Origin of the sequence: Ensifer oleiphilus (assembly GCF_013371465.1) — a bacterium.
GTDB classification, from domain to species: domain Bacteria; phylum Pseudomonadota; class Alphaproteobacteria; order Rhizobiales; family Rhizobiaceae; genus Ensifer; species Ensifer oleiphilus.
Genome location: NZ_JABWDU010000011.1, coordinates 123097 through 147150 on the forward strand (window position 1 = coordinate 123097; position 24054 = coordinate 147150).

Genomic DNA, 24054 nt, shown 5'->3' on the forward strand with positions numbered 1-24054 from the left:
CCTTACACGAAGGTAGCAATCAGCCAGCAGTCATCAACCGAAATTGGTTCTCGGAGATGCACTGTGGGAAGAGGCCGCTCCGTGGGAGCAGCCTCGAGGGATCAGCGAAGCGAGCGAAACGCTGCGCGAACTTCTTGAGAGAACGCGTCCGGCTCTTCCAAAGCTGCGAAATGACCTCCGACTGTGACCTTGTTGTAGTAAATCAGGTTCGGGTAGGCTCTCATTGCCCACTCTTTGGGTGGTTTGTAAACCTCGCCCGGGAAGACCGTCACACCAGTGGGGACCGTGATGGGCTTCGTCTGCTTTGGAGCAGCGCTATTCTCCCAGTAAATACGGGAACTCGACGAGCCGGTATTGGTAAGCCAATACAATGTGATGTTGTCGAGCAGTTCGTCCCGCGTAAATGACGCTTCTGGATCTCCTCGCGTCAAAACCCAGTCTGCAAACTTGTCATACGCCCAAGCCGCGAGTCCCATCGGTGAGTCGGAAAGGCCATAGCCAATAGTTTGTGGCCGAGTCCCCATAATCGCCGCGTAACCGAAGCCGTTGTTAAGGAAGTCCCTGGCCTGGTTGAACACGTCCGTTTGCTCCTCATTCAGATGCTTGGGAGCCGGATCGCCGTTTCGAAGGGCCTTCGACACGTCTGGTGGGAACGTTGTTCCGCGTTCTACTCGATTGACATGGATTCCACGTAAACCCTCTGGCGCAATGCGTCCAAGGGCATCGCAGATTATCGCTCCCCAATCTCCCCCTTGCGACACATAGCTGGCGTACCCAAGGCGCTTCATCAGGACGTCCCAAGTGGTGGCAATTCGCGCTGGGTTCCACCCTCCCTCCGTGGGTATGCTCGAAAAGCCGAAGCCGGGAACGGACGGGATGACCAAGTGAAACGCATCGGCTGCTGTTCCACCATGGGAGGTGGGATCAGTAAGCGGAGCTATGATATTCAATAGCTCGAATACGGATCCTGGCCATCCATGAGTTATTATCAGGGGGAGTGCATCCGCATGCTTGGATTTGACGTGAATGAAATGGACGTCAACCCCGTCAATACGCGTCATAAACTGCGGAAAGGCATTCAACTTCGTCTCGGCTTTCCGCCAGTCGTATCGATGCGCCCAATAGTCTGCCAACTCTTTCATCTTCGCGAGTTGGGAACCTTGCGTTCGATCCACAACGGTTTCAGCACTTGGCCATCTGGTGGCGATGATGCGCTTCCGAAGATCGTCCAATTCGGATTGCGCGATCTCGGCGCGAAACGGCCTGATTTCATCTCCAACGGAGCTACCGGTCGATCGCATGGATCCTACTGCAGAAGCGTTGGCGAGCATCGGCACAACGGCGGGTAACATCGCAATAGCGCCAGCGCCCAAAAGCAGACCTCGCCTAGACAGTGACCTGGTGAGGGTATTTGACTGTTTCATGAGTGGATCGCTCCCTATCGCAGCGAACTCATTTCACCGGGACAGCAAGAGGCGTATCCTTCGCGACGATGTAAGTCGCAAGCTCCGACGCCTCGCCATCACCAACATTCTTGGCGATGTGCGCAACACCCGCCGGAATGAAGAGGGCTTCACCGGCTTTTAGCGTTACCGGCCTCTGACCTTCGAGCGTGTACTCCAGCGTACCTTTGAGAACATATGCAATTTCTTCGCCGGGGTGTTTATGGTTGATAGATGCAGCCTTTGGCGGGAAATCTACTCGGACCTGAAGCGTTTCCTTGCCCGGCACGCTGATATCGCTTTGAACCAGACCAGTCCGTTTGAGTTCCTGGGCCTGGGCAACGCCGCCCAGCGCGAAACTGATTGAAGCCGCGGCGGCAGCGATCGCGATGTTATGCATAATTTTCATTTGGAACCCTTTCCAGTTTGAAGCGTGCAGCCGAGGATGCAGTCGCGCTTTTGCGTCGGGACCTCAATCCTCACCAAATCCGTTTCTATTACCGTGGTAAGTTGACGCGCTGTTTGTGTCTGGATTGTTTCGCGTTGGACTAGAGTTTGTATCAAACGTGCGCAGATGGAGGGGCTGAAACGTTTAGTTACAAAATTCGTCCATGACGGTTTCGTCGGGAGCAGAAACACTTCTCCGTCAATCGCACTGAATGCGATTTGCTAGGGCAATAAGCATCCTTCCCGAAAATCGTCAGTCGGTTACAAAAAGCGGCTGGACTTGTGCAGCTCGGTGACAGGGCAACTAAAGTACAGTCCCGTTCCATAATACCAATTACGCGACTAACTACTTGATTTTGTTTACTTTTTAACGAAGCCCCAACAGCAAATTACCCGTCGGTTGGCTGCGTCATCAGGTCCACGCTCTGTTGGCGTCCGCACATCAACAACATGAATCAGTTCGTCATGATCGATTCAAAACTCTCATTGGACGCGGGGTCTCCGAGCGGCGATCATCGCGCCCATGACCCAGCCGTGCTCCAGCCTGTACTTGCAACGGATAGATCCAAGCCGAAACATGGCGCGCTATTATGCGCTTTCGATACAGCGAAACCTGTTTGGTGAAATCTGCCTCATTCGGTCGTGGGGGCGTGTCGGAACCCTTGGCCAACAACTAAGCCACCATTTTGCGTCCGAGACTGAGGCAGTGGCGCTCCTTCACGTATTCGCCCGTCAGAAGACAGCGAAGGGCTACGTGTCCACCGCAAGTCTTGGAAGATCGACGCTGTGTAGCGACATCCGAGGCGTCGCTTTACCTGTGGCGCAGTCCGTGGCGTGAGGATTTCAAGCCCGCCTTGTCAGGCTACCTCTCTTTCGCGACCGACAAGATGATAAGGCTTCACAAGGTAGTCGGACGGAATATTCCACGCCTTATGAAGCCGGTGGATCATCTCCACGGTCAGAGTCCGCCTTTTATTCAGAACCTCAGAGGCCCGAGAGCGCGAACCTAAAATCACGGCAAGATCGGCCTGCGTGCGGCCGAACATTTCCATGTGGGCCTTGATAAGCTCAACGGGTTCAGGTGCCTCTATCGGGTAGTGCGCGTCTTCATATGCCTCGATGAGGGCCGATAGAACGTCGAAGCGCTCAGCCTCTTCAGTCCCGAGTTCCGGCTGGTTCTCGAAATATGCCGAGACCTCTGCAATAGCCCATGCAAGGTCATCGTCATTCCTGATGGCTCGAATGTTGTCCATTACACCGTCTCCGGGTTGATCTGATCGTACTCTTTGTGGGTGCCAACAAACTTGATCAGCACCCGCTTATATGGATAGGCAACGTGGACGATCAGGCGATACTTGTTGCCGGAAATGTCGAATATGATGCGATTATCGCTGACAAAATCGATGTTGGCACCGAACATCGTCTTCACATCCGCCGGCCCCGTCCACGCGGCGCTGCTCACCATTGCGTACCAGGTCTTCAGGGGTACTTCCGCTTGGGGATGCCTTCCCCAGAAGGCTCTCAACGTGGACTTCGCTATGATTTGCATGCGTCATGTGTATTCCCATATTGGGAACAAGTCTACAAATTTGTCAACACGCAAACCCCTTAGTGACGATGCACCCGGTGGGTTGCCACCGCCCGCGGGACCGGCCCAAACGGCGGTATCGGGAGTGGGCCTGGCGACCGATTATGTTTCTGGGCACATGCGCAATCGCACTCAACCCTGAAAATTTGCGCGGTGCCCACTCGAATCGGACCGCAGACACGAAAAACCGCGGTTCGCACTTAACGCACCCAAACGCCACGCAGACTGGTCGGGACCTGTGCTTTGTGGCGACAACCTGTTCCGCGGTACTCTCGCCACACGAACTTGGGAACGGTTGGATGTTTCGAGAAAAGTGGCTTGCAATGCTGAACGAATGGCTGAAACGCGGAGCGGCTGTACTGCGCCTGGTTCCCCCTGCGTCCCTAAAAACGGAGAGTTTCGAAATACACGGCGCGACGGCGAGCGATGTCGTACAGATCTTGCAGGCGTTAAAACAGCACGGCGCCCCGCGATCCTCAAGGCGGTGACGCCGTCACATCCCCAGACCCAGTCCCTTTTTCAGCCCTCGAGTGAGCTCGTGCTTGCGGGTCAGCTCCGCCCCCTGCGCTCGATGAGCTAACCGGGCGACATCCTTGATGCGATCAAGTTTCGTGGAGAGCTCCGGCCCGAGCAGCACGGTTTGGCTCTTCCAGTCGCGCGGATCGGCGCTACCGAACCGCTGCTCGAGCGCATGCGCGATGTTCTTGGCCTCCTCGAGCGCCTGCTTTCCCTCCGGCGTGCCGGATAGCTGCTCGAGGAATTTCGGCTTCTCGGCAGGGGAAAGTCCGTCGAGCTGCTTCAGGATGGCCTCACTTCGGGGTGTGAGCCCCGGAACCTCGACCACATCACGCTTCTCGCGGTTCCACTTTTCTGATTGGTACTCGGCCTCAAGCCGGCGCTCCCAGGTTTGACCGGCCGACGCGACGTGATGGCCGAGCGCCTTGGCGTAATGACGCGCGGTCTTGCGCTCCTTGTTCTCGCCCAAAAGCCCGGCCTTGCCGCGGAGCTCCCCGAACTGCTCCGGACGCTCGGCGACCGATTTCGCCAAAGCCTGACCGTCTGCGCCCTTATCCACAATGGCCGCCCCGAGCTTCACGGCAACACCGTCCGGATCGGCATAGACATTGCGCCCAATAGACCGCACCGCCTCCATCGCTCGATCGAAATCCGGCCTGGCCTTCTCCCGGGCAATGTCCTCGACGCTGCGGGAATATATCGTCAGCGCCGGCACAAGCGGCTCAACTGTTTCCGTCGCCCTCGCCACACTCTGCCCGGCTCGCTGCCCCTCGTCGATGGCTGGAGACTGAGGGGCGGCCGAATGAGCACGCTCCTCGCCAGCACCGGAGCGAAGTGCCAGCCGCTCGTCCGCCCGACCAGGCGAAAGGGTGACAGCGATCTCGCTTGCGACGCCGAACTCTTCCGCCAGCCCCCGCCGCTCGGCAAATTTGCTGGTGTAGTCGAGCGTGGTTTCCTTTGCCCCCGATCGGCTCATGCTGGCGCTAAGGGCCTTCATGTCCTTCAGCTCATCACAACCGGCATAGAGCTGCACTTGATCGCGGTGACGCGTCATCGCCACATAGGTCAGATGCCGGTCCATGGTACCGGACGCCATGACGAAGGCGCGATCGACCGTCGCGCCTTGAGACTTATGGATGGTGGTCGCATAGCCGTGATCAAAGGATTGGTAACTGTTGACGGGTATGGACACCGCACAGGCGTTGTTCTGCCCGCTGCCGTCGAGACGTATCTGTAGTGCGTCCGCCTCGACGGCGATGACGGTACCGAGCATTCCGTTCTTCACCCCGAGATCGCGGTTGTTTTCGAGAAGCACAATTCGATCGCCTGGTGCGAAAGCGCGCTTGCCGTCATTGGTCTGATAGACCACTTCACGCCCCAGCGCGCCCTCACCATCCTGACCACGCGCCAACCGACCGCGCTCCTGAAGCGATGCACGAATGTCGGCATTGATCGCCCGAACGTCGACGCGCCGATGCGCCAATGCAATCCGTGAGCCGGACGAGCGTTCTTCCAAATCGGAAATGTAGTCGCGAACCAAAACGTCTCGCGCCTCGTCGCGGTTGTCGGAGAATTGAACCGCGCCGCGATCGGCATAGATCGCCAACCCCTCAATGGTTCGATGGGTGGCAAACGCTATCGACGCCTCACGCTGCCAGCTCTCGTTCTGCCGGCGGATTTCAGAAAGTTCGACCGCGCCGACACGCTCGGCAATCGCGCGGAACGGAGACCCTGCCCCGATCGCTTGAAGCTGTTCGTGATCACCAACCAGAACGAGCTTCGCGCCACGCGCTTCGGCCTCAATGACGAACTTCGCAAGCTGCCGACTTGCGACCATGCCAGCCTCGTCGATGACGAGTACGTCGCCCTTGCCAAGCTGCCCCCTGCCCGCCTGCCAACCGTACTCCCACGAGGCCAACGTGCGCGACGCAATGCCGGAGGATTCCTCCAGACCTTCTGCCGCCTTGCCGGCAAGCGCTGCACCGTGAACCCTGCAACCCTGCCTCACCCAGGCATCGTGTGCTGCGGCAAGCATGGTGGATTTACCCGCGCCGGCAAAGCCAATCACCGCCGCAATCTGCGCCGGCCCGGTGATGTGGCGCACGGCAACACGCTGCTCTTCGCTCAACCCGGAACGCTCGATTGCCCGCTCCCAATCGGTGAGCAGCATTTCACCGCGTTCGACTTTTTCAGAGAGTGAGGCAGCGGTTCTAGCCCTGATCGCATCGTCCTGTAAGTGCAGTGCCTGATCGACGTGCTGGCGATGAACACCGTGGCGCAATGACTGGCTCATGCGCTCCGCGCTCGCGGCCATGGCACGCTCGATCTCCACCATCTCGCGCGTCGAATACCGCGCCAGTTCTCGATCGGTTTCAGGCTTCAACTCGACCAATGCCGGTGATGCCATGACGGCCGCAAAGGCATTGCGAAACCCGTCCACATCGTCGATGTAACGATGCAGAGCGCGGGCGATGTCGTGGCGATCAAACACACTCTTCTCGCCGGTGATGATCGACAGAACCTGCTCCGGTTGTCTGCGGATCAACTCGGCATTGGATCGCGCCGCCTTCCAGTCAATCCGTTCACGCGACACGTCCAGCCCACGCCGGTCCATCTGCGAGGCATGCACACCCATATGCTCGGTCGGCTCGATCTCGAGACCGCGCTCCAGGTGCGAACGATGATCGACCCGAGCATCCAGTCCAAGCCGTGCCAGTTGTCGGTTTGTTTGGTGTTCCCAGAGTTGCCGGATATCGCGAAGCTGCATGTGCGAGGTCGGCTGGTCGTGGTTCAACAGCCACTTGTTCTCGCGCTCGATAAGTGTCTTCTCACCGAGCCCCTGCTCGCTCACCACCCGCGTCGTCATCACCACATGGGCGTGGAAATTCCGGATATCGCTTTCACCCTGTGGCTGGTGAATGGAGAAGTCGACCGCGGCGCCATAGCGGTTTGCCAGATCCCGCGCGAAGTCGCGTGTCAGCGCCAGGCGATCGCCAGCACTCATCTCATGCGGAAGTGCGATCTCGAACTCGCGGGCGACCCGCGCATCCTTTCGGTTCTCGGCTTTCTCAACGGCATTCCACAACGTCGAGCGATCCAGTGCCCAGGACGCCTCGACGCCGTCAGGAAGAACAATCTCGGAGTGCTCGACACCTCGCTTCTGCGTGAAGTCGTGCACGATGCCGTCGCGCTCGTTGACGATCTTCGTCGCGGTGCGATAGGCGATGGCCGCCACCGCGCTGCGGCCGCCACTTCTTGCGATCGGCTTCATGCTGCAATGGTAGATGGCCAAGTGACACCCTCCAAAGTCGCACAACCATACCAAGCACTGAGTTGCGCAGCAACTCGTAAGTGCGCCCTTGTAAACTTCGTTCGCTACGCTCCCTACGTTCGGGATAACGCAAGACGTACGCTCCCCATGCCAATTCAGGGTTGCGCAAAAAGCAGAAGCGCCTAGTTTCAGTGCAACCGGTGGAGGGTCAAATGGCAACAGACAATTCCGCAACACTGGCACTGTTGATCGACGGCGACAACGCTTCGCCAAAGATCGTTGTTGGCCTCATGGCCGAGATCGCCAACTACGGGATCGCCAGCGTCAAACGTATCTACGGCGACTGGACTGGCCCCAACCTCAAGGGCTGGAAAGAATGCCTTCTCGAACATTCCATTCAGCCCATTCAGCAGTTCGCCTATACAACCGGAAAGAACGCAACCGATGGCGCTATGATCATCGATGCCATGGACCTGCTTTACACGGGCCGCTTCTCCGGCTTCTGCATCGTCTCCAGTGACAGCGACTTCGCGCGGCTTGCTGCCCGCATCCGTGAACAGGGTGTCACGGTCTATGGCTTCGGTGAACGCAAGACCCCTCGCCCATTCATTACCGCTTGCGACAAGTTCGTCTATTTCGATGTGCTCAGTGCACCGGTCGAAGAGATCGAAGAAGCCGCGGTTGCCGACCGCCAGAAACCGACGGAAGTCAAACCTGCCGCTGCCAAGCCCGTGCCGCGAAAGGCAGGTCTCGATAAGGCGGCACGTGCGATGCTGACCAAGGCGGTCATCGCAACGGCCGACGAAGACGGACGAGCCAATCTGTCCCAAGTGGGCGGGCACCTGGCCAAGCAAGCGCCCGACTTCGATGCCCGCAACTACGGCTTCCCGAGGCTGAGCGATCTCGTCAGAGCCTCGGGTCTCGTCGATGTCGAGCGGGCCGCGGATAACCCCAAGGCAATCCTGGTTCGTCTCAAAAAGACGTCGGCGGGCAATCCGAAATAGGGGATGAAGATGGCGCGCAAGTCGATCGAACAACGCATCGCCGAACTGGAAGTGCGCAAGAAGATGTTGCAGGCGCGCCTCGGAAAACAGGAACGTGTTCAAGACACGCGTCGCAAGATCCTCATCGGCGCACTCGTGCTGCATCGATTGGAGCATTCCAAAGACCTGGTGTTCACCCGAAGCTTGCGGGAATGGCTTCGTCAGGAATTGCCCGGCTTCCTCGTTCGCGACGCCGACAAGGCGCTGTTCGACGACGTGCTCGGTCAGCCTGACGCGACCGAAAGCGGCGGGAGGGCGGAATGAACACTGCCGCGCGGGGATTGCGCAAGAGATCGAGCTAGCGTGATGGACCGAATACGTCTCACCTGGATTGCCCTGAAAAACCTGATGCGGATTGCAGCACGAGAACCGGTTTGGACCATTGTAGCGCTGATCCGACTGCCGTTGCGCGCCCTCATGCCAGCAGCGAGTGCAACCGTCATCCTGTTCGGGGTCGTCGTCCTTGTTGGACAGGGCGGCACCTTCGCCTTGAAACAGCTCGGCTTTGTACTAGGCAGTATCCCGATCATCGCCCTGAACTTGTTCTTGCTGTTGCTGCTGTTGTTCATCCTGTTCTGGCTTGCCAGCAATCGATTGATCGAACGCTTCGGCAGTCTTGCCGACGCCCACACCCACGGTTCGGCGCGCTTCGCTACCGCCAGGGAGGTCGCACCCCACACTCGGAACAGCACTGGCGTATTGATCGGCCGCGATCTGAAGACGAGAAAGCTTCTGCGCTATGACGGTCCGGCGCATCTGCTCACAATGGCGCCGACCAGGTCGGGCAAAGGGGTCGGCACAATCATCCCCAATCTGATCGCCTGCGATCGCTCCGTCATCTGTATTGATCCGAAGGGTGAAAATGCAAGGATCGCCAGCCGGGCGCGAGCGCGATTTGGCCCGGTTCATGTCCTCGATCCTTTCGCCGTCGGCGGCGAGCCGTCGGCCGCTTTCAACCCGCTCGACATGCTCGACGCCGCCGGCCTCGACCTGGCGGAAGACGCGAGCAGCCTGGCCGACGCGCTCGTCGTCGACGAGCCGGGCATGGCGGGAGAGGCGCATTGGAACGAAGAAGCCAAAGCGCTGATCGCTGGACTGATCCTGCATGTCGTTACGGCGGAGGCTCCCGAGCGGCGAACGCTGACCACGCTTCGAGAAAGGCTGACTTTGGCGCCGGATGCCTTCCTGGCACTGCTCAAGAACATGCAATCGTCAGACGCCGCGGCTGGGCTGGTCGCCCGGGCCGCCAACCGTCATCTTGCCAAGGCGGATCGTGAAGCCGCCGGCGTGCTCTCGGCCGCGCAACGCCACACCCATTTCCTTGACAGCCCGCGCATGACAGCCGTCCTCAATCGATCAGAGTTTCGCTTCGCCGACCTGAAGCACCACAACGCAACAGTGTTCCTGGTCCTGCCACCCGATCGGCTGTTGACCTACTCGCGCTGGTTACGCCTGCTGGTGACGCAGAGCTTGGCTGACATGGCGCGTGATGCCGCCAAACCCGACCTGCCGGTACTGTATCTGCTCGACGAGTTCGCCGCGCTCGGATATCTCGCCCCGGTCGAACGCGCCATGGGTCTGATGGCCGGCTACGGCGTCCAACTTTGGCCGATCCTGCAGGACGTTCATCAGCTGCGCGCAATCTATGGCAAGCGCGCGGGCACCTTTCTTTCCAACGCCGGTCTTCTCCAGGTGTTCGGGGTCAACGATCACGAAAGCGCTCGTCTGGTTTCCGATCTGCTCGGGCAGGAAACCGTCCTGTTCCAGACGATGAGCCGTGCGCTCGATGCGGAAAAGTCCGGGCTCAGCTTCAGTGAACAACGCGCAGCCCGCGCCCTGCTCACGCCTGACGAGGTCCGCAACATACCCGCATGCGCACAGCTGTTGTTCGTTTCGGGCCAGCGCCCCATCATGGCAGGCAAGCTTGTCTATTACAGCGACAAGGAATTCGCCGGCCAGTTCGATCCGGGGTGATCTTGAGGGCGCCAGGCGGAGGCAACGCAGCAAAGTTGATGTGGGACACCTCCCCGTCCCGCCCACCCAAGGCATGATGTTGTCGACGGGATCAAAACACCGACCTGCCGGACCAGTCCGCGAAGAGAAAAAGCTCAGGTGGCGCCGGCAGCCTTGGCCAACTCCGCCAGCCGCTCCTGGCAAATGGTTTCGACGAGGCGGTGCAGGTGCTCGGTCCGGTCGAGAAGCCACCCGAGTGCCTCCTCGCTGATCTCGAAGTGCTTTGCGTAGCGCGCCTTCACATAGGCCTCGTTCAGGGTGTTGTACCAGGCAATAAAGCGGTGCTGGTCGCGCGGCCAGGCCTCGACGAGCCGCTGATCCTGGCCTTCTGCAAGCCCGCGAAGGAATTTGAGGTTGTGGGACGGTGGGCTGTGGTTTGTGACGGTTAGAAGGAATGTCGAGTATGCGGTCTCGATGGCTTGATGCAATTGGAAGGCCGCCAGCCTGAGATTTCCTTTGTTGATAAGAAATTCCGTGGTCTTCACGAAATCCACCGCATCGGGAAACCGTCTTTCGAAATGCTCTTTTGCCACTCTGAGCGCGTCGACAGGAGAAAGCCGCTTCGGCTGTGCCAGCGGCTGGTCGTCGAGCTCGTAGAGCAAAATACCCTCGCGCAGGATGTCGACGAAGAAATACTGCCCCTCGGTGAGGAATGTGTTGACCTCACGTCGTCCATGGACGATCAGCCCGACAGGCGTCGACACGCCCTTGTCCCACATCAACCGATCGGTCGCCTTGTCCCAATATTCCGGCTCGGCAAGTTTGCGGGTGTTAACGATGACAAGGATATCATAGTCGGAACGGTATCCTTTCATCGTGTGCGGTTCGTCCACCCATGTTCCACGGGCATACGAACCGAACAGAATGATCTTCAGGATCCGACCGCGCTTCTTGAAAGGGGCGGTCCCGCCCTCGAGCGCATCGGCAAACTCCTCGTGGATGATCTCCACGAGGCGGGCAAGCTCGCGCTGCTTTTTCTCCGGCAGGTGATCCAGGCTCGTTTTCATATGCAACCGATAGGATAAAGGCTACTCGTCGTCTACCACAAGGAACAAGAAAGGTGGCGCGTCTGCGATCCGCGCCGTTTGATCCGGCCGACCGCGTGACTCTGGAGCGTGCCACTTGTCCCAAAGATGATGAGCGTAACAGGCGGCGACAGCAACGCTGCCAAAGCCCGTTCGCGCGCGGCTTGACCGGTAAAAAGCCTCGTCTCGGAGGATTAGCATCGCGACGGCCACAGGCCGGGATCCGGGAAGCCTAGGCCCGGCAATCCGCTCCGTTTCGCCGCGAGGCTCATGTCTGTGTCCGTCGCACCGCAGTCGCGGTGTATCGGCCCGCAGCCCGGCTGCGGGCCGCATTTTTTTTTCGGGATGCCGAACTTGGTCGCCTCCCTCATTTGGGGGATGGCACCGACAGCGACGGAAGAATAGAGACTGGCACACGGTGGCAGCCGTGGGGATATTCGGTGCAACGATACGAGGCGGCGCGCTCGAATATCCCTCGCCCACTCAGCCGCTTAAGCGGCCGCACGGTTGTCCACGTCTTCATTCGTCCACGTCTTCATTCGCAACTTTGCCAGCCATCGGCTGCAGGCCGTGCAGAAAGGTGACGGCTCGTTCGGCATGGGCGGCCATCTGGAACACAAGTCGCCTGTCGTTTTTCAATTTCGTCAGCCATGAGGCGATGTAGGCGGCGTGATCGTCGCGCGGCTCGATCGCAAGGCCGAGATCGGCGGCGAGGAACACACTTCCGAGTTCGGCAACCAACTCCTCCTTGGCATATCCTTCATCACCCCTCTTTGCGCGGCCGAGATTGCGATCGAGCCGGGTGGGGCTCATGGTCCAATGGATTGCCTCGTGCCCGAGGGTGGTCGCGTGGCTTTCAGCCGACACGAACGCTTCGAAACGCGGCATCTGGATGAAATCTCCGACGGGGTGGTAGTACGCCTTACTGCCTCCGTGCCGAATGTCGGCGCCGAGATTGGCGAAGAACCGGTCGGCTACGTCGTTGCGCTCCTTGCCGCTCTCAGGCAACGCGGATGGTGTTGCATGATAGCGCTCCGGCAAGCCGTCAATCTGATCGGCATTGAAGACGCTGTATCCTTTCATGAACGGGATCCGACGTTCGATCTCCTCGCCGGCGTCGTCGGTCTCCTTTCGCTCGATGGCATTGGCGTAGACGACAAGGGTCGACGTCTCACCCTTGCGCACTTGTGCGCCGAGTTCCGCCGCCTGCCTGTACGTCATCCAATAGCTTGATGAATATCCCTGCTCTGCTGCCGTCATCCAGAGAAGTACGGTGTTGATGCCGCGATAGGCAACGCCGTTATGACGAAGCGGACGGACCGGCGTCCCTCCCCCGCCCCAAGGCTGCATCCACGGCCGTGTGCCTGCCTCCAACTGCTCGACGATGCGGTTGGTGATGCGCTCGTAAACATCGCTGGTGGTAATTGCGATTGCTGCCTCTGTCTTCCTTGCCATTGCCTTGCCCTTTCCCTGATCTCGCGAAGCGGGAGCCGTTCGCTCCTGCTTTCGAGCTCGCGCGGAGCAGCGGGGGATTGGGGTGCAAGCGATCCGCGCGGGGAACCGGCTGCACGAAACGAAACAACAGTGGAGTGGAGGAAGCTGGGCGGCGGGCGCTTGGAAGGGGCGAAGGGGGCAGCGCCCCCCGGCCCTTCGCCTTATGCAAGAATGGGGCGCAAGTCGCGCCGACAAGCTACCCTCTGACGGTCCCGGGGCACTATCTCGCTAGATAACCCGGCATGACACCGAGAGCAGATGAACGGTTCAGGTGGGTTCCAAGCCAAGCACGAAATCGATGACCTTGGATGAAGACATTTCGCAGGGCTTCAGGATAGTGCTCGCGTCAGAGAGCACATAGAGGTTGAAGGATGCGACCGATGCAGTTCTCGACGGCCGTGATCACGAGGTCCTGCACGTCTTCGCTCTTGATGCCCTGAGAACGGTGGAACGGACGTGTTTGTCCATGTGTCCGCGGTTGAAGGCGGCAGTCCGCTTCGAGAAGGCCAAAAGGTCAGCTACGACATTGGCCAGGACCGTAAGACAGGAAAATCACGAGCCGAAAACGTCAGGTCAGCCTGAGTTGCCAACTGTACAACAGTGACACCGACGAAAGTCGCGAGCTGTGGTTCAACGAAGGACTCGCTGGCCTTCGAAGCGAAGGTCAGCAAACCACAATTCAGTTTGTTTCGAACCGTTCAAGCATTTTTTGGAGCAGGGTGTTTTCCTGCCGAAGCCGTTGCGCGAGCAGCCCTTTCAGACGGCGGTTCTCTTCCTCGAGCGCGGCAAGGTCGTCAATTGTTTCGGGAGTAACGATAACCGTCCGGCTGCCAATAGGACGAGCCCGGCGCGCTGAGCCCTGACGCGTCAGCTTCGTTTTTTGTGGGATAGCCTTGGGGCGATCCACTTCCAAGGGTAGGATCGGAGCAGAACCGGAAAAAACATCAACGCTACCAGCGCCGCTTTCTGACGGGTCCGCCAGATCTGCGATTGGGGCAGCAGCCTCGATTACGGCGCCCTCGTTTGGCAAAACTTCAGCAGTGGTCTCTGGAGCAGGCAGGTCCATTCGCTGAGCCGGTTCGAACAGATGCGGTGCTTCTGTCTCCGCCGCGCGCACCAGGGCCTTGAGGTCCGTGTCGCCCCAAATTGAAGACTGGCTGGTAGTCAACCGCCGGCGAGCCGATTTGACTTCGACGATAAACGTTCGCTGTTGCGGTTTCATGCGGCTCCAACGTTTAAGGATGCGATATCAGTTTACGGCGTGTCATACCGCCCAAGCATTTTTTTGAGCTGCGTATTCTGCAACCGCAACTTTTCTGCAAGCCGGCGTCTTAGTTGCCGGATGTCCTTGTCCAGTGCGGTCATCTCATCGAAGGTCATCGGCGGCTGTGGGGCACCGGAGGTGCCATCTCCATACTCGACGACCTCGGCCACTGCAACATCGCCAGCGCTCGTTTTCCGGCTGCGCCTCGGCCTTTTCGTCGGCGGAGGCTGTGGCGGTCCGGCGGGTTCCGGAAGCACCACCTGAGCGTCGGCAGGTGATCGGTCAACTGTTGCAGCGAGCGTCCCGTCACCTTCGTCAACCGCAGCAACTTCGGTGTCGATGTTCGGAGCGTCGAGACTGCTTGCCTCCTCGTTTGGGGCCTCCACAATGGGGTCAGCAACCTCTCGTTCCGGGTCCGTGGTCTCGATTTCAGGAGGATTTTCCGGCGCCTTGACCGTTCGTCCCAAGGACGCCAGCTGGACCAGATATTTCCATGGTGCTTTCATAATGCGCCGCCAACCCGATCAATGGCACCGGCATCCTCGGCAGCAGCCCTCAAAGGAACTCCAGCCAGAATGCGATGACAAGGGCCAATCAGGCTATCCGATCGGCCCTCTATCAATTGATCAGGCAAGGCCCAACCGCTTGCGCAGTTCCGCGTTCTCGGCCCGCAGTTTTTCGGCCAGCGCCTTGCGCAGCCGCGCGTTCTCTTCTTCGAGCTGGCGAAGATCTGCAATGTCGTCGAGGACTGGAGCTGGAGCCGTCGTCACCGTCGGCTGCTTTGCCCCACGGGTTTCGCCGGCGCCCTTGGCGACCTTCTTTGCCCTGGTCTCGCGAACGGCCGGCGCCTCTAGCGAAAGCTTAACGTCTACAGACTTGTCTGCACGCTTCCTGCGTCCCCTCTCCGGCTGGGCAGCAACGGCCGCCGGTGCTTCAGCAGTCGCGTCCGCAACGACATTCTTGGGTCGCGGCCCCCGACGCTTCTTGGGCGGTGCGACTTCCGCCGGCGGCGCGGTCTCCACGATTTCGGTATTGCTCTCGTCTGCCATGAGTTTGTTTCCCTCTCGAACCGATCATCTTTTTCCATTGCGCGGAAAGCAGAGTCAACGCATCGCGACATCTTCTATGCGTTGGCGCATTACACGGTTGCCGGTCAATGCGGGAACCGAAGGCTACTAGGCGCCGGCAGCGGGGTTCACGCTGCAACGTTCGTGGTCGAGTTTTTCTGCGGCAGCGTACCGGAATCGAGGAAACAGACCTTCTATCCGCTGAGTTATGCGCTTAGCGTACATGAGCAGTTTCTGTTGGACTGCAATCCTCCCCGCTCCCAGTGAGCCATATGGGTGCTATACTCGCCCCGCCTACCGGCGAGGCCTTTCTTTCCGGCACGAGAGTTCCCGTCGCTAGAGCCAGCCATCAGGATACTCCGAGAGGCACTGCATGAAAGCTGAAGAAATTTCGCTAAGGTATTCCGCTCTCCGGCCCGACGGCGCTATTGTGGAGATCGAGTTCAATCAGGAAATCGCCGCTTCGCTCGCGCGGCTTCCGGATGATCCTTCGCTCTACTTCGATCTGAGCGAACCACATCTCCTCGTTCCGCTCGAGCAGTTGGTCAACGCGCGTGCGCGCGAAAGAGGCATCGTCAATGCCAACCGCCACATGGTCGCGGCAGCGAAAGGCAGTCTGGAAAAACGCAAACCCCTCACTGTTCAGTCCTTAGGCAACGAGCTGTGGCTCGTGGTGGATGGCAATTCGACTTTGCTCAACGCGCGTCATTCTGGTTGGCGGGCGATACCTTGCTGCATGAGATGACCAGACACATCTGGATATCCCGCCATCGATCGAACGGGCACTTGCATGCTCGGGGGCCAATTTCACCGAAAAGCGGCGATTGCGTTGTGGAAATCCTCGCATTTCGCTCCACCTCGCTGGGACGCCGGATGACAAAAGGGATCCGGGCGGGCGAGACTCGCCTCTCGACGCACTGGTCAATGCCAACGTTGGGAGCAAGGATGACGACCTTCAGCCTGGTCGAGACCATGAGCGGTCGGAGTCGTCATGTCCTGTTTGATCACCATGTCGCAGAAAGAGTTGCATCGCCTCGAAGTCATCCAGAAGATCCGTGACGAGCGCCTGAGCGTTGTCCAGGCTGCCGAACTGCTCAAGCTCAGTCGAAGTCAGATCCACAGACTGCTGCAGGCCTATGATCAAGATGGTCCGGCCGGTCTTGTTTCGAAGAAGCGATCCCGGCCGAGCAATCGGCGCCACAGCGAGGATTTCCGCAATGCGGCGCTGGATCTGATCCGCGAACGCTATCTGGATTTTGGTCCGACGTTAGCGCGCGAGAAGCTCATCGAACTGCACCGGATTCCCGGAAACACTGACGGCCTGGAAGCAGATCGCGGAAACATTGGGCACGGACTACGAAGTGCATGCTTTCGACTGGCCCGGTTACGGCCAGCCTTCGCGCCCGTCGGTTTCACGGCTCTCCTATTCGCCGAAGGACTACGCCAAAGTTCTCAAGGCCTATATCGAGACGGCGGGCGTCGAGCGATCGAACCTCGTCATCTACGCCTCGGATATCGGCGGCCTTCCCGCACTGCTTTTGGCCATCGAAGAACCAACCGTGGCAAGGAAGATCATCGTCGGCGACTTCGCCCCGTTCAATCGGCCGCAGTACATGTACGAGAACCTGCAGAATCTCAAGGCAGAGCCGACGGCGACGCCAACACGAACCTTCATGAACAAGACCAGCGACGAGATCCTGCAGAACGTCCATCGTCGCGGCCTTAGACCGGAACCCCAGTACGAACTGCCCCCCGAGCTGCAAGCGGACATGAAGGATTGCTGGACACGTGAGGGCGTATCCAGCGCCGACGCCCTCGCCTCCTATTACTCCCATTTCACCCGCGACGAAGACTATCTCGAAGCCAATCTTCACAGGCTGAAGACTCCCGTGAAAGTGATCTGGGGCGACAGCGACATCTACATCAAGCCGGAAATGGGCAAGGAGTTCGCCGAGCGCACCCATTCGGAATTCGAACTTCTCACAGGTATCGGCCACTTCCCGCACCTGCAGGATCCTGCTCGGACAATCGAAGAGGTGCGGGCCGCCTTTGCGGACTAGCCTTACGAAACCTCGCCTCGTTTGCAGGCAGCGCGAAGGCGAGGCAGTGCCCAGTCGACGAAGGACCGCACTTTCAGCGTCAACTGACCCTGTCCGGAATAGACAATGCGGATAGGTCTGGGCGCCTGGTCGAAAGCCTCCAAAACCGGCACGAGAGCGCCTGAAGCTAGCTCGTCCGGGACCTGATAATCGAACAGGCGGGCGATCCCAGCGCCGCCGACCGCTGCAGTCACGCAATTGGTGGCAGTGTTGACCTCAAGGCGTGCACGCGGAACCGCCTCCACCGGGTTGCCATCGACATTGAAAGTCCAGAAGAAGGTCCGCTTGTTGAAGAGTATTCCGTCGTGGTCTACCAGATCGCTCGGATGTTCCGGCACGCCGCGGCGCTGCAAATAGGCCGGACTGGCGCAGGTCAGCAGGCGGAACTCACCAGCCTTGACCGCGTAGAGAGAACTGTCGGCGAGGTCACCCAGGCGAATGGCGATGTCGACCTGCTCCTCCACGAGATGCACGGTCCTGTCGAGCGAGAGCAGGTTCAGAGACACCTCCGGATACATCTGCATATAGCTGATCGCGATCGGCATCACATAGCGGGCGCCGAACTCTAACGGCATGGTGATCGTCAGGGTGCCGCGCGGCGTCTGGTATTCGCCTGACGCCCGACGCTCCGCCTCATCGAGGTCCGCGATAATCTTTCGAGCCGCCTCTACATATTCTCGGCCGGCATCGGTGAGCTGAAGATTGCGGCTGGTGCGCACGATGAGGCTCGCGCCGAGGTGCCGTTCGAGTTCGGCAACCTTGCGGCTGACGCTGGGCAAGGGAGCATTCAGCTTCCTGCTCCCTGCAGAGATACTGCCGGCATTGACGACTGCCAGCAGCATCTTCATTGCTTCAAGGCGATCCATTGTATCCCCCGCGGGCGATTCGACGTTGCTTACGACATTATGGTCCTATGCTCTGCCTGTGTCTGAAACCTTCGCCTGCTGTTCTGCACCTTCGCGCCGGGCCGGCGGTTCGTTAGGAACCCGCGCCTCCTCGGCAAGCAGGCTCGTCGCCATGCGCTTGCTCTGCCGAACCGGCTCGCCGGTTCGCGTCATTTGCGCGATGGCGGTCGCCCCCTCGTGCAGGAGGTTGATCGCGTCTGCGATGCGTTTCGGTTCCGCGAACCGGGCCGCATGAGCGAGCTCTTCGAAATAGGCAAGGACTAGGCGCTTATGCATCAAGGCAGCGCGGAACACCGGATCTACGGCTTCCTTGTGTTCTCCGGCAGCGCTCATGAAAATGCAGCCGCGGAACTGCTTGTCGCGGACCGAGGCCTCCAGGAAATCGAAGGTCGCCAGAAGCCGCTCGTAGGGTTCGCTCGCCCGTTGCTCGACAAAGATGCGCATCTCGGCACGGGATTCTTCGTCGCGCCGCTCCAGCGCCGCCAGGATGAGATCTTCTTTGGTTTCGAAGTGCCGATAGAGCGTGGTCTTGGCCACGCCGGCTTCGGCGATGAGAAGATCGATACCGGTCGCGTGGTAGCCGTGAAGGTTGAACAGGCGCAGGGCGGTGTCCAGCAGATGTCCGCGGATCTCTGAGCGGCGCATGCTTACTCCTTAAAACGAAACAGAATGGTATCATTTTATCGTATTGAGCGAGAAATGCAAGCCATCGTCGCCACCGCCCAGGCGCCAAGTTCAAAATGATCCTGTCGTTTCAAACTGCGCCCTTCGTATAACACGACTACAAATTCCCGGGCACAGGATTGCCAAACGATACAGATCGGTATATTTAAGCCGGTATCGATACGGACCTGTATCGTTTATTGGACAATCGGGAGATTTGCCCGACGCCACCAACCAGGAGAAGACTATGCCTCGTGATCTCGCATACCAAAGCGCGGCGCATCCGCGTGTCCACGCTCGTTCCGCGGCCCGCACGCTGGACCTGATCGATAGCCACGGCCAAGCCGTCACCACGGCTGGCCTTTATGGCTCGCTGGCCGTGATCTACGGCTGGTTCGGCGGCATGAAGTTCACCCGTTACGAAGCGGAGGGCCTGGTTGGCCTGGTCAGCAACAATCCCTTGCTGAGTTGGACCTATTCGCTATTCAGCGTGGAAGGCTTCTCAAACCTACTCGGCATTCTCGAGTTGAGCATCGCCGCCCTCGTCGTGGCCCGGCTCATAAAGCCGATCTATTCGCTCGTCGGCGGATTGCTTTCGGCCGGGCTTTTCGCAACGACCCTCAGCTTCATGGTGACGACACCCGGCGTGTTTGTACCCGAGCTCGGCTTTCCGGCGATCTCGGTCGCGCCCGGGCAATTCCTGCTCAAGGATGTCGGGCTCTTCGCCCTCTCCTTGTGGATCGCCATCGACTCGTTTTTGGCGCTCCGTGCGGCACGGGCTGATTGACGAAGAGCGCGGCCCGACGGGCCGCCCGCATGCTTTCGCTATCCGAACACCATCTCCGGCCAACTGGCCGGCTGAACAAAGGAACGTCTCATGATCATGCACTATGTTCTATCGCGGATCCGCGCGCACCAGCGCTACCGCCAGACCGCTCTCGAACTTGGGCGCTATAGCGATCAGCAACTGGACGACATCGGCGTCCACCGCTTCGAAATCGACGATATCGCACGCCGGCAATTCAACCTGTGACGAAGCCATGACGCGGGGCCGGTGCAACAAGGTGTTGCGCAAAGGCACACTGGGCCTGCGTTGTGGCCGGGACGAGGCCCCGCGCTGCGGATGTGGTGCGGAAGCCGCCCCTATGGAGACAAGGAAATGACCTATAGAAAGACTGACGACGCGATCCGAAAACTGACACCCGAGCAGTTTCGCGTAACGCAACAAAGCGGGACCGAACGTCCATTCACGGGCGAGCACAACGACAACAAGAGACCAGGGATCTATGTCGACATCGTATCCGGCGAGCCTCTGTTTGCGTCTTCCGACAAGTTCGATTCCGGTTGTGGCTGGCCGAGCTTCACCAAGCCGATTGTGCCCGCCAACGTCGACGAACTGCAGGATCGATCCCATGGAATGATCCGCACCGAGGTGCGCTCGAAGCATGGTGATAGTCACCTTGGCCATGTCTTTCCCGACGGGCCGCGCGATCGTGGCGGCCTGCGCTACTGCATCAATTCCGCCGCCCTGCGCTTCATTCCCCGTGAGGAGATGGAGGCGGAGGGTTACGGCGCGCTCATCAACCAGGTGGAGGATATCTGAATGACCGATCGAGCTGAAAGAGCCGTTTTGGCCGGTGGCTGCTTCTGGGGGATGCAGGATTTGATCCGTAACCTCCCGGGCGTCATTACAACAAGGGTCGGCTACACCGGTGGCGATGTGCCCAACGCCACCTACCGTAATCACGGCACCCACGCCGAGGGCATCGAAATCGCCTTCGATCCCGGGACGATCAGCTACAGGCAGATCCTGGAGGTCTTCTTCCAGATCCACGATCCGACCACCAGGAACCGCCAGGGCAACGATATCGGCATGTCGTATCGCTCGGCGATCTACTACGTCGATGACGGGCAGAAACGGGTCGCCGAGGACACCATCGCCGACGTCAACTCTTCAGGCCTGTGGCCCGGCAAAGTCGTGACCGAAGTGGAGCCGGCGGGAGACTTCTGGGAGGCGGAGCCGGAGCACCAGGATTACCTGGAGCGCTATCCCAACGGCTACACCTGCCACTTCATCCGTCCCAATTGGGTATTGCCACGGCGGTCCGCCTCTGAATAGCGGATCGCTGAGGTCGATGCCGGAAAGAAGTCGGACAAGCCGCCAGCTTGCCCGACTTCATGCGGCGCTGGGCTTCAGCCGGCTTCCGCTACGCTGTCGCGACGGCGGCGCTTCGGCGTTCGGACAGCGAGCCAAACCTTAGTGTCGCCGGCATGCTCCTTGGGCGCCTTCGCGGCCGCGCGCACGTCGATGCTCGCCAGCGTATGGCCGGCCATCACTTCACTCGCCCGTTTTTCAGCTATGACGGCGTGAATGAAGCAAACGCCGTCCTCTGCCCAGGCAGGCGTCCCATCGCCGAACAGCGCGCATTGCCCACGGATTTCCATGCATTCGAACAGCGGCTTGCGTCCGTCGATGGCCTCGATCACGTCAAGCGCGGTGATCTAGGCGGACGGTCGCGCAAGCGCGAACCCACCAATTCCTTCGCGGGCGGCGACGATTCCCACCTTCGGGAGTTGGTGAAAAGCTTCGCAACCAATTCGGGGGGAATCTTCTGCAGCTCGGCAAGATCGCGTGCACTTGCCGGCTGATTAATCTCCTCCGCCTCGATGAGAAACAGGAGAGAGGAAAATCGAGATGGAGTCGCACAACACTCGATGAAACGCACGCCGCCGTTTCCCCACAAGACAATAATGTAGTGGAACCTGCGAGCGGGCGGCCGCACAAGCGGAGGGTCGCTGGCGCTGGTACCGATCACTCTTGGGTATGCCCGGATTCATTGGAAAAATGACGCAACCAAACTTGTGTCCGAGATTTGTTGCCCCCTTCGTACTTAAGGATTGCCTGTTCGAGCCCGCCAAAATCCGGCGTTTCCTTGTCAGCGCCAATCTCGGCGAGCCGCATCGTGTACCACGCGGTGATGCTGCCGTCCGGGGCGTCGGAGAATTTGGGAAAGAGCGGCTCGGGTTTCCGATCCGCCTTCCACAGGATGGGAAGTGAAGGCTCCAGGACGAGCGCTCGCGCAAGACCGACAATATCAACTGCACCACTCGCCACAGCGTCTTCGGCATGCGCGCGCGTTTTGAAACCGCCTGTCAACATAAGCGGCTTGGTCGTTACGGCGCGCGCACGCCTTGCAAATTCGAGGAAGTAGGGTCCGTGTCCCGCTCTGTCGGAGGCGGACTTAGCTCCTGGGAAGTAGGTCCCACCACTGATGTCGATCAGGTCGGCCGAAGACCCGTCGAGCGCCGCCACCGCCTTGAGGGCGTCTTCCTCGTCGAACCCGCCCTCAAGCTTGTCTGAGGAATTGAGTTTCAAAGCGATTGGAAAACTCGGTCCGACGGCGTCGCGTGTTGCCTCCACAGCTTCCAGCAAGGGTCGCATCCGATTGGCGATTGCCCCTCCGTATTCGTCGTTCCGTTTGTTGAACAGTGGCGAAAGAAACTGGCTAAGCAGGAACCCGTGCGCCGCGTGAATTTGCACACCACCGAAACCTGCCTGCTGCGCCAACCGGGCTGTTCTGGCAAAGTGCTCCGGCAATTGGCGTACTTCGTCGCGTGTTATTTCCACGCAACGCAGACCCGGCAGATTGAAGGCACTCGGGCCTTTCGGGTTGCTGGTTGGCGCGTAGGCAAGCGCCCCAGCATGACCGAGCTGCAGCCAGAGCTGGGTGCCGTTTTCGCCGCCATGTCGGGCAAGTTCACGGAACCGCTCAAGGTCGGAGGCCTCGTTGAATACCAGATTACCAGGGTTCTCGGCGTAACCGGCGGTAAGCTGCACCTCGCCTATTATGGATACGGCCAACCCACCTGCCGCCCAGCGCTGATAAAGCCTGATCTGTTCGGCTGTCGGATGACCGGTTCCGTCGCCCAAGGCATCGGACATTGCTGACTTTGCAATCCGATTGCTCAGGGTTATGCCACAAGGCAGTTGGAGGGTTCGAACAAAGTTGCACGTTGCATTTGAAACTCCACGTCCATTTCTGTTCGTCCACCTGAAGGCACCCTGGTTCGCCGGAAATCGTGTGACGAATATGGACGATCCAGTGAGCGCGATCTAAGGGCCGAGCTCAGCACGCGCTACTCAGCGACATTGAGAGTCATTCTCTCATATTTCGGGACCGGTGCCACACTCACCAAGCGTGTAGCCGTCACCACGACATCTCGGCAGACCTGACCATGCGTCCTGACCTGACCGGACGTGTGTCGCGGTAGGCGACGACACGCAAACCCTCGCCAGGGCATCTCAGAACAGCGTGTAATCCGACAGTTCGATTGTGACGGCATTGAAATCGCGGTCGAGCGTACCATCCGGCTTGACGGTGAACACGCTGCGGCGGGTCGGATACCTAAGACCGTCAACATCTATGTAAGCGGACACAAAGTGTGCAGCGGGCGCGTCCGCCCAAACATCGACCGAATAATCGTGACGACGCAGTAGCCTGTCCGAGCCGAAGTAAAAGCGCTGTTCCCGTGTGTGGCTGTGTACGCTCTCGGGGAACCTCACGGCTACGCCGCGAAGCGTCTCACCTTCGTTCTCTATTGGGGCAATGTCGCGAGCTTCATAGCCGGGTTCGCCGAAAACGAAAGGAGTCGCAAAGTAGGTCCACATTGCATAACCGTTGAAATATGCGAGGTTGAGCGGATCCCACTGTCCGGTGAAGCTGCGATCAAATGCTTCACGTCCATTGTCGCGCGCGGCGACAATCGATCCATCTCCAGCGCTGATATCGACATGCTCGGGCGTCCAGGTCATTGTCCAATCTGGTTCTCCGAACGGAGTGACACGAGTCCACTGGCGGTGGAACTCGCTTGTCGCACGCCGAGGTACAGCAATCAAAGGAGCACCTTTCAACGCCCATAACTTGCCACCGGTCAGTATTGTTGAGGATATTCCCTTAAACTTGCGCCAGCGCTCGTGCCCACCATGCTCTTCCAAAACCTCGCCCAGTAATGGGTGCAATTTGCCACTCATTGATTTTCTCCTCGGCTGAGTTTCTGACTGTTATTCAAAGGTCGGGGTTTTGGCTCATGTTTCATGCACGCCATTCTTAATGAGGCATCGCGTCGATCTTCGTTGTAAGCCACGCGTGGGAGGCGAGGATATTGTGGCCGCGCCACAAATCCGTGCATAATAGGAAGCCGCCTCCGACAGCTCAG

Annotated in this window: 24 protein-coding genes and 3 pseudogenes; 12 read left to right on the top strand and 15 right to left on the bottom strand. The window is 59.3% G+C overall.

Features of this window, described 5'->3' with window-relative positions; translation table 11 throughout:
• Positions 1–101: 101 nt before the first annotated feature.
• Both HT585_RS28955 and HT585_RS28960 read right to left on the bottom strand, forming a co-directional pair.
• Complete coding sequence (locus tag HT585_RS28955) at positions 102–1424, bottom strand: epoxide hydrolase family protein (RefSeq protein ID WP_176356241.1); 1323 nt, start codon at positions 1422–1424, stop codon at positions 102–104.
• 28 nt (positions 1425–1452) lie between these two features.
• Positions 1453–1851 (bottom strand): cupin domain-containing protein, encoded by a 399-nt coding sequence (locus tag HT585_RS28960; protein ID WP_176356242.1) that lies wholly within the window; start codon positions 1849–1851, stop codon positions 1453–1455.
• A 615-nt stretch (positions 1852–2466) separates the two neighbouring features.
• Here HT585_RS28960 and HT585_RS28965 point away from each other — a divergent pair.
• The gene (locus HT585_RS28965) at positions 2467–2727 is read left to right on the top strand and encodes a WGR domain-containing protein (RefSeq protein WP_343214110.1); all 261 of its coding nucleotides are present in this window, start codon (positions 2467–2469) and stop codon (positions 2725–2727) included.
• Between the two features lie 19 nt (positions 2728–2746).
• Here the strand turns inward: HT585_RS28965 and HT585_RS28970 are convergent, their stop codons facing one another.
• The 3 genes from HT585_RS28970 to traA all read right to left on the bottom strand — a co-directional run bounded on the left by HT585_RS28970 (position 2747) and on the right by traA (position 7285).
• Positions 2747–3142 carry a helix-turn-helix domain-containing protein gene (locus HT585_RS28970; protein ID WP_176356244.1) on the bottom strand — a complete coding sequence of 132 codons (396 nt, stop codon included), beginning with the start codon at positions 3140–3142 and terminating at the stop codon, positions 2747–2749.
• Complete coding sequence (locus HT585_RS28975) at positions 3142–3438, bottom strand: type II toxin-antitoxin system HigB family toxin (RefSeq protein ID WP_176356245.1); 297 nt, start codon at positions 3436–3438, stop codon at positions 3142–3144. The genes HT585_RS28970 and HT585_RS28975 overlap by 1 nt, the downstream gene beginning before the upstream one ends.
• Positions 3439–3970: 532 nt before the next feature.
• Entirely contained in the window at positions 3971–7285 is a 3315-nt protein-coding gene (gene traA, locus HT585_RS28980; RefSeq protein WP_176356287.1) for a Ti-type conjugative transfer relaxase TraA, read from the bottom strand.
• 191 nt (positions 7286–7476) lie between these two features.
• Here traA and HT585_RS28985 point away from each other — a divergent pair, with 191 nt between their 5' ends.
• The 3 genes from HT585_RS28985 to HT585_RS28995 are packed head-to-tail and all read left to right on the top strand — an operon-like array spanning position 7477 to position 10281.
• Complete coding sequence (locus HT585_RS28985) at positions 7477–8268, top strand: NYN domain-containing protein (protein WP_176356246.1); 792 nt, start codon at positions 7477–7479, stop codon at positions 8266–8268.
• 9 nt (positions 8269–8277) lie between these two features.
• Positions 8278–8571 (top strand): mobilization protein, encoded by a 294-nt coding sequence (locus HT585_RS28990; protein ID WP_176356247.1) that lies wholly within the window; start codon positions 8278–8280, stop codon positions 8569–8571.
• Positions 8572–8613: 42 nt separating this feature from the next.
• Positions 8614–10281 carry a type IV secretory system conjugative DNA transfer family protein gene (locus HT585_RS28995; protein ID WP_176356248.1) on the top strand — a complete coding sequence of 556 codons (1668 nt, stop codon included), beginning with the start codon at positions 8614–8616 and terminating at the stop codon, positions 10279–10281.
• 134 nt (positions 10282–10415) lie between these two features.
• On the opposite strand, the gene HT585_RS29000 is transcribed toward HT585_RS28995, so the two are convergent.
• Positions 10416–11327 carry a nucleotidyltransferase and HEPN domain-containing protein gene (locus HT585_RS29000; RefSeq protein WP_176356249.1) on the bottom strand — a complete coding sequence of 304 codons (912 nt, stop codon included), beginning with the start codon at positions 11325–11327 and terminating at the stop codon, positions 10416–10418.
• Between the two features lie 537 nt (positions 11328–11864).
• A complete protein-coding gene (locus HT585_RS29005; protein WP_176356250.1) occupies positions 11865–12800 on the bottom strand; it encodes an ArdC family protein in 936 nt (311 codons plus the stop codon).
• A gap of 474 nt (positions 12801–13274) precedes the next feature.
• Here HT585_RS29005 and HT585_RS29010 point away from each other — a divergent pair.
• A pseudogene (locus tag HT585_RS29010) lies at positions 13275–13421 on the top strand (cold-shock protein); the annotation flags it as partial.
• A 97-nt stretch (positions 13422–13518) separates the two neighbouring features.
• On the opposite strand, the gene HT585_RS29015 reads toward HT585_RS29010, so the two are convergent.
• From HT585_RS29015 to HT585_RS29025, 3 genes are all read right to left on the bottom strand, one after another.
• Entirely contained in the window at positions 13519–14061 is a 543-nt protein-coding gene (locus HT585_RS29015; RefSeq protein WP_176356252.1) for a hypothetical protein, read from the bottom strand.
• 32 nt (positions 14062–14093) lie between these two features.
• A complete protein-coding gene (locus tag HT585_RS29020) occupies positions 14094–14609 on the bottom strand; it encodes a hypothetical protein (RefSeq protein WP_176356253.1) in 516 nt (171 codons plus the stop codon).
• Between the two features lie 120 nt (positions 14610–14729).
• Complete coding sequence (locus HT585_RS29025; protein ID WP_176356254.1) at positions 14730–15152, bottom strand: SyrB-like regulator; 423 nt, start codon at positions 15150–15152, stop codon at positions 14730–14732.
• Between the two features lie 391 nt (positions 15153–15543).
• On the opposite strand from HT585_RS29025, the gene HT585_RS29030 reads away from it, so the two are divergent.
• From HT585_RS29030 to HT585_RS29040, 3 genes and pseudogenes are all read left to right on the top strand, one after another.
• Entirely contained in the window at positions 15544–15915 is a 372-nt protein-coding gene (locus HT585_RS29030) for a hypothetical protein (RefSeq protein WP_176356255.1), read from the top strand.
• A 246-nt stretch (positions 15916–16161) separates the two neighbouring features.
• Positions 16162–16473: pseudogene (locus HT585_RS29035) on the top strand (helix-turn-helix domain-containing protein); the annotation flags it as partial.
• A pseudogene (locus HT585_RS29040) lies at positions 16469–17230 on the top strand (alpha/beta fold hydrolase); the annotation flags it as partial. The pseudogenes HT585_RS29035 and HT585_RS29040, both read left to right, overlap by 5 nt.
• 2 nt (positions 17231–17232) lie before the next feature.
• On the opposite strand, the gene HT585_RS29045 reads toward HT585_RS29040, so the two are convergent.
• Both HT585_RS29045 and HT585_RS29050 read right to left on the bottom strand, forming a co-directional pair.
• Positions 17233–18135 carry a LysR substrate-binding domain-containing protein gene (locus HT585_RS29045; protein ID WP_176356256.1) on the bottom strand — a complete coding sequence of 301 codons (903 nt, stop codon included), beginning with the start codon at positions 18133–18135 and terminating at the stop codon, positions 17233–17235.
• Positions 18136–18180: 45 nt separating this feature from the next.
• Positions 18181–18819 carry a TetR/AcrR family transcriptional regulator gene (locus tag HT585_RS29050; RefSeq protein ID WP_176356257.1) on the bottom strand — a complete coding sequence of 213 codons (639 nt, stop codon included), beginning with the start codon at positions 18817–18819 and terminating at the stop codon, positions 18181–18183.
• Positions 18820–19054: 235 nt separating this feature from the next.
• Between HT585_RS29050 and HT585_RS29055 the strand changes: the two genes are divergently transcribed.
• The 4 genes from HT585_RS29055 (at position 19055) to msrA (ending at position 20956) form a co-directional block, all read left to right on the top strand.
• Positions 19055–19624 carry a YkgB family protein gene (locus HT585_RS29055; RefSeq protein WP_246707998.1) on the top strand — a complete coding sequence of 190 codons (570 nt, stop codon included), beginning with the start codon at positions 19055–19057 and terminating at the stop codon, positions 19622–19624.
• A 90-nt stretch (positions 19625–19714) separates the two neighbouring features.
• Positions 19715–19870 (top strand): DUF1127 domain-containing protein, encoded by a 156-nt coding sequence (locus HT585_RS29060; RefSeq protein WP_176356258.1) that lies wholly within the window; start codon positions 19715–19717, stop codon positions 19868–19870.
• A gap of 126 nt (positions 19871–19996) precedes the next feature.
• Positions 19997–20440, top strand: a complete 444-nt coding sequence (msrB, locus tag HT585_RS29065) for a peptide-methionine (R)-S-oxide reductase MsrB (RefSeq protein ID WP_176356259.1) — start codon at positions 19997–19999, stop codon at positions 20438–20440.
• Positions 20441–20956, top strand: coding sequence for a peptide-methionine (S)-S-oxide reductase MsrA (gene msrA / locus HT585_RS29070; protein WP_176356260.1), 516 nt, complete (start codon positions 20441–20443; stop codon positions 20954–20956).
• 74 nt (positions 20957–21030) lie between these two features.
• Here msrA and HT585_RS31965 read toward each other — a convergent pair whose 3' ends face one another.
• The 3 genes from HT585_RS31965 to HT585_RS29085 all read right to left on the bottom strand — a co-directional run bounded on the left by HT585_RS31965 (position 21031) and on the right by HT585_RS29085 (position 23869).
• Positions 21031–21324, bottom strand: coding sequence for a hypothetical protein (locus HT585_RS31965; RefSeq protein WP_246707999.1), 294 nt, complete (start codon positions 21322–21324; stop codon positions 21031–21033).
• 325 nt (positions 21325–21649) lie between these two features.
• Positions 21650–22780 carry an oxidoreductase gene (locus HT585_RS29080; protein ID WP_176356261.1) on the bottom strand — a complete coding sequence of 377 codons (1131 nt, stop codon included), beginning with the start codon at positions 22778–22780 and terminating at the stop codon, positions 21650–21652.
• A gap of 360 nt (positions 22781–23140) precedes the next feature.
• Complete coding sequence (locus HT585_RS29085; protein WP_176356262.1) at positions 23141–23869, bottom strand: hypothetical protein; 729 nt, start codon at positions 23867–23869, stop codon at positions 23141–23143.
• Between the last annotated feature and the right edge of the window lie 185 nt (positions 23870–24054).

Excerpts from the sequence above, each read along its gene's own strand:
- HT585_RS28995 (WP_176356248.1), top strand. The coding sequence starts at position 8,614 with ATGGACCGAATACGTCTCACCTGGATTGCCCTGAAAAACCTGATGCGG.
- msrA (WP_176356260.1), top strand. The coding sequence starts at position 20,441 with ATGACCGATCGAGCTGAAAGAGCCGTTTTGGCCGGTGGCTGCTTCTGG.
- HT585_RS29000 (WP_176356249.1), bottom strand. The coding sequence starts at position 11,327 with ATGAAAACGAGCCTGGATCACCTGCCGGAGAAAAAGCAGCGCGAGCTT.
- HT585_RS28965 (WP_343214110.1), top strand. The coding sequence starts at position 2,467 with ATGGCGCGCTATTATGCGCTTTCGATACAGCGAAACCTGTTTGGTGAA.
- HT585_RS29080 (WP_176356261.1), bottom strand. The coding sequence starts at position 22,780 with ATGTCCGATGCCTTGGGCGACGGAACCGGTCATCCGACAGCCGAACAG.
- HT585_RS29025 (WP_176356254.1), bottom strand. The coding sequence starts at position 15,152 with ATGGCAGACGAGAGCAATACCGAAATCGTGGAGACCGCGCCGCCGGCG.
- HT585_RS28990 (WP_176356247.1), top strand. The coding sequence starts at position 8,278 with ATGGCGCGCAAGTCGATCGAACAACGCATCGCCGAACTGGAAGTGCGC.
- HT585_RS29085 (WP_176356262.1), bottom strand. The coding sequence starts at position 23,869 with ATGAGTGGCAAATTGCACCCATTACTGGGCGAGGTTTTGGAAGAGCAT.
- HT585_RS29015 (WP_176356252.1), bottom strand. The coding sequence starts at position 14,061 with ATGAAACCGCAACAGCGAACGTTTATCGTCGAAGTCAAATCGGCTCGC.
- HT585_RS28955 (WP_176356241.1), bottom strand. The coding sequence starts at position 1,424 with ATGAAACAGTCAAATACCCTCACCAGGTCACTGTCTAGGCGAGGTCTG.
- HT585_RS29060 (WP_176356258.1), top strand. The coding sequence starts at position 19,715 with ATGATCATGCACTATGTTCTATCGCGGATCCGCGCGCACCAGCGCTAC.
- HT585_RS28960 (WP_176356242.1), bottom strand. The coding sequence starts at position 1,851 with ATGAAAATTATGCATAACATCGCGATCGCTGCCGCCGCGGCTTCAATC.
- HT585_RS29005 (WP_176356250.1), bottom strand. The coding sequence starts at position 12,800 with ATGGCAAGGAAGACAGAGGCAGCAATCGCAATTACCACCAGCGATGTT.
- HT585_RS28970 (WP_176356244.1), bottom strand. The coding sequence starts at position 3,142 with ATGGACAACATTCGAGCCATCAGGAATGACGATGACCTTGCATGGGCT.
- HT585_RS29020 (WP_176356253.1), bottom strand. The coding sequence starts at position 14,609 with ATGAAAGCACCATGGAAATATCTGGTCCAGCTGGCGTCCTTGGGACGA.
- HT585_RS28975 (WP_176356245.1), bottom strand. The coding sequence starts at position 3,438 with ATGCAAATCATAGCGAAGTCCACGTTGAGAGCCTTCTGGGGAAGGCAT.
- HT585_RS29050 (WP_176356257.1), bottom strand. The coding sequence starts at position 18,819 with ATGCGCCGCTCAGAGATCCGCGGACATCTGCTGGACACCGCCCTGCGC.
- msrB (WP_176356259.1), top strand. The coding sequence starts at position 19,997 with ATGACCTATAGAAAGACTGACGACGCGATCCGAAAACTGACACCCGAG.
- HT585_RS28985 (WP_176356246.1), top strand. The coding sequence starts at position 7,477 with ATGGCAACAGACAATTCCGCAACACTGGCACTGTTGATCGACGGCGAC.
- HT585_RS29045 (WP_176356256.1), bottom strand. The coding sequence starts at position 18,135 with ATGGATCGCCTTGAAGCAATGAAGATGCTGCTGGCAGTCGTCAATGCC.
- HT585_RS29030 (WP_176356255.1), top strand. The coding sequence starts at position 15,544 with ATGAAAGCTGAAGAAATTTCGCTAAGGTATTCCGCTCTCCGGCCCGAC.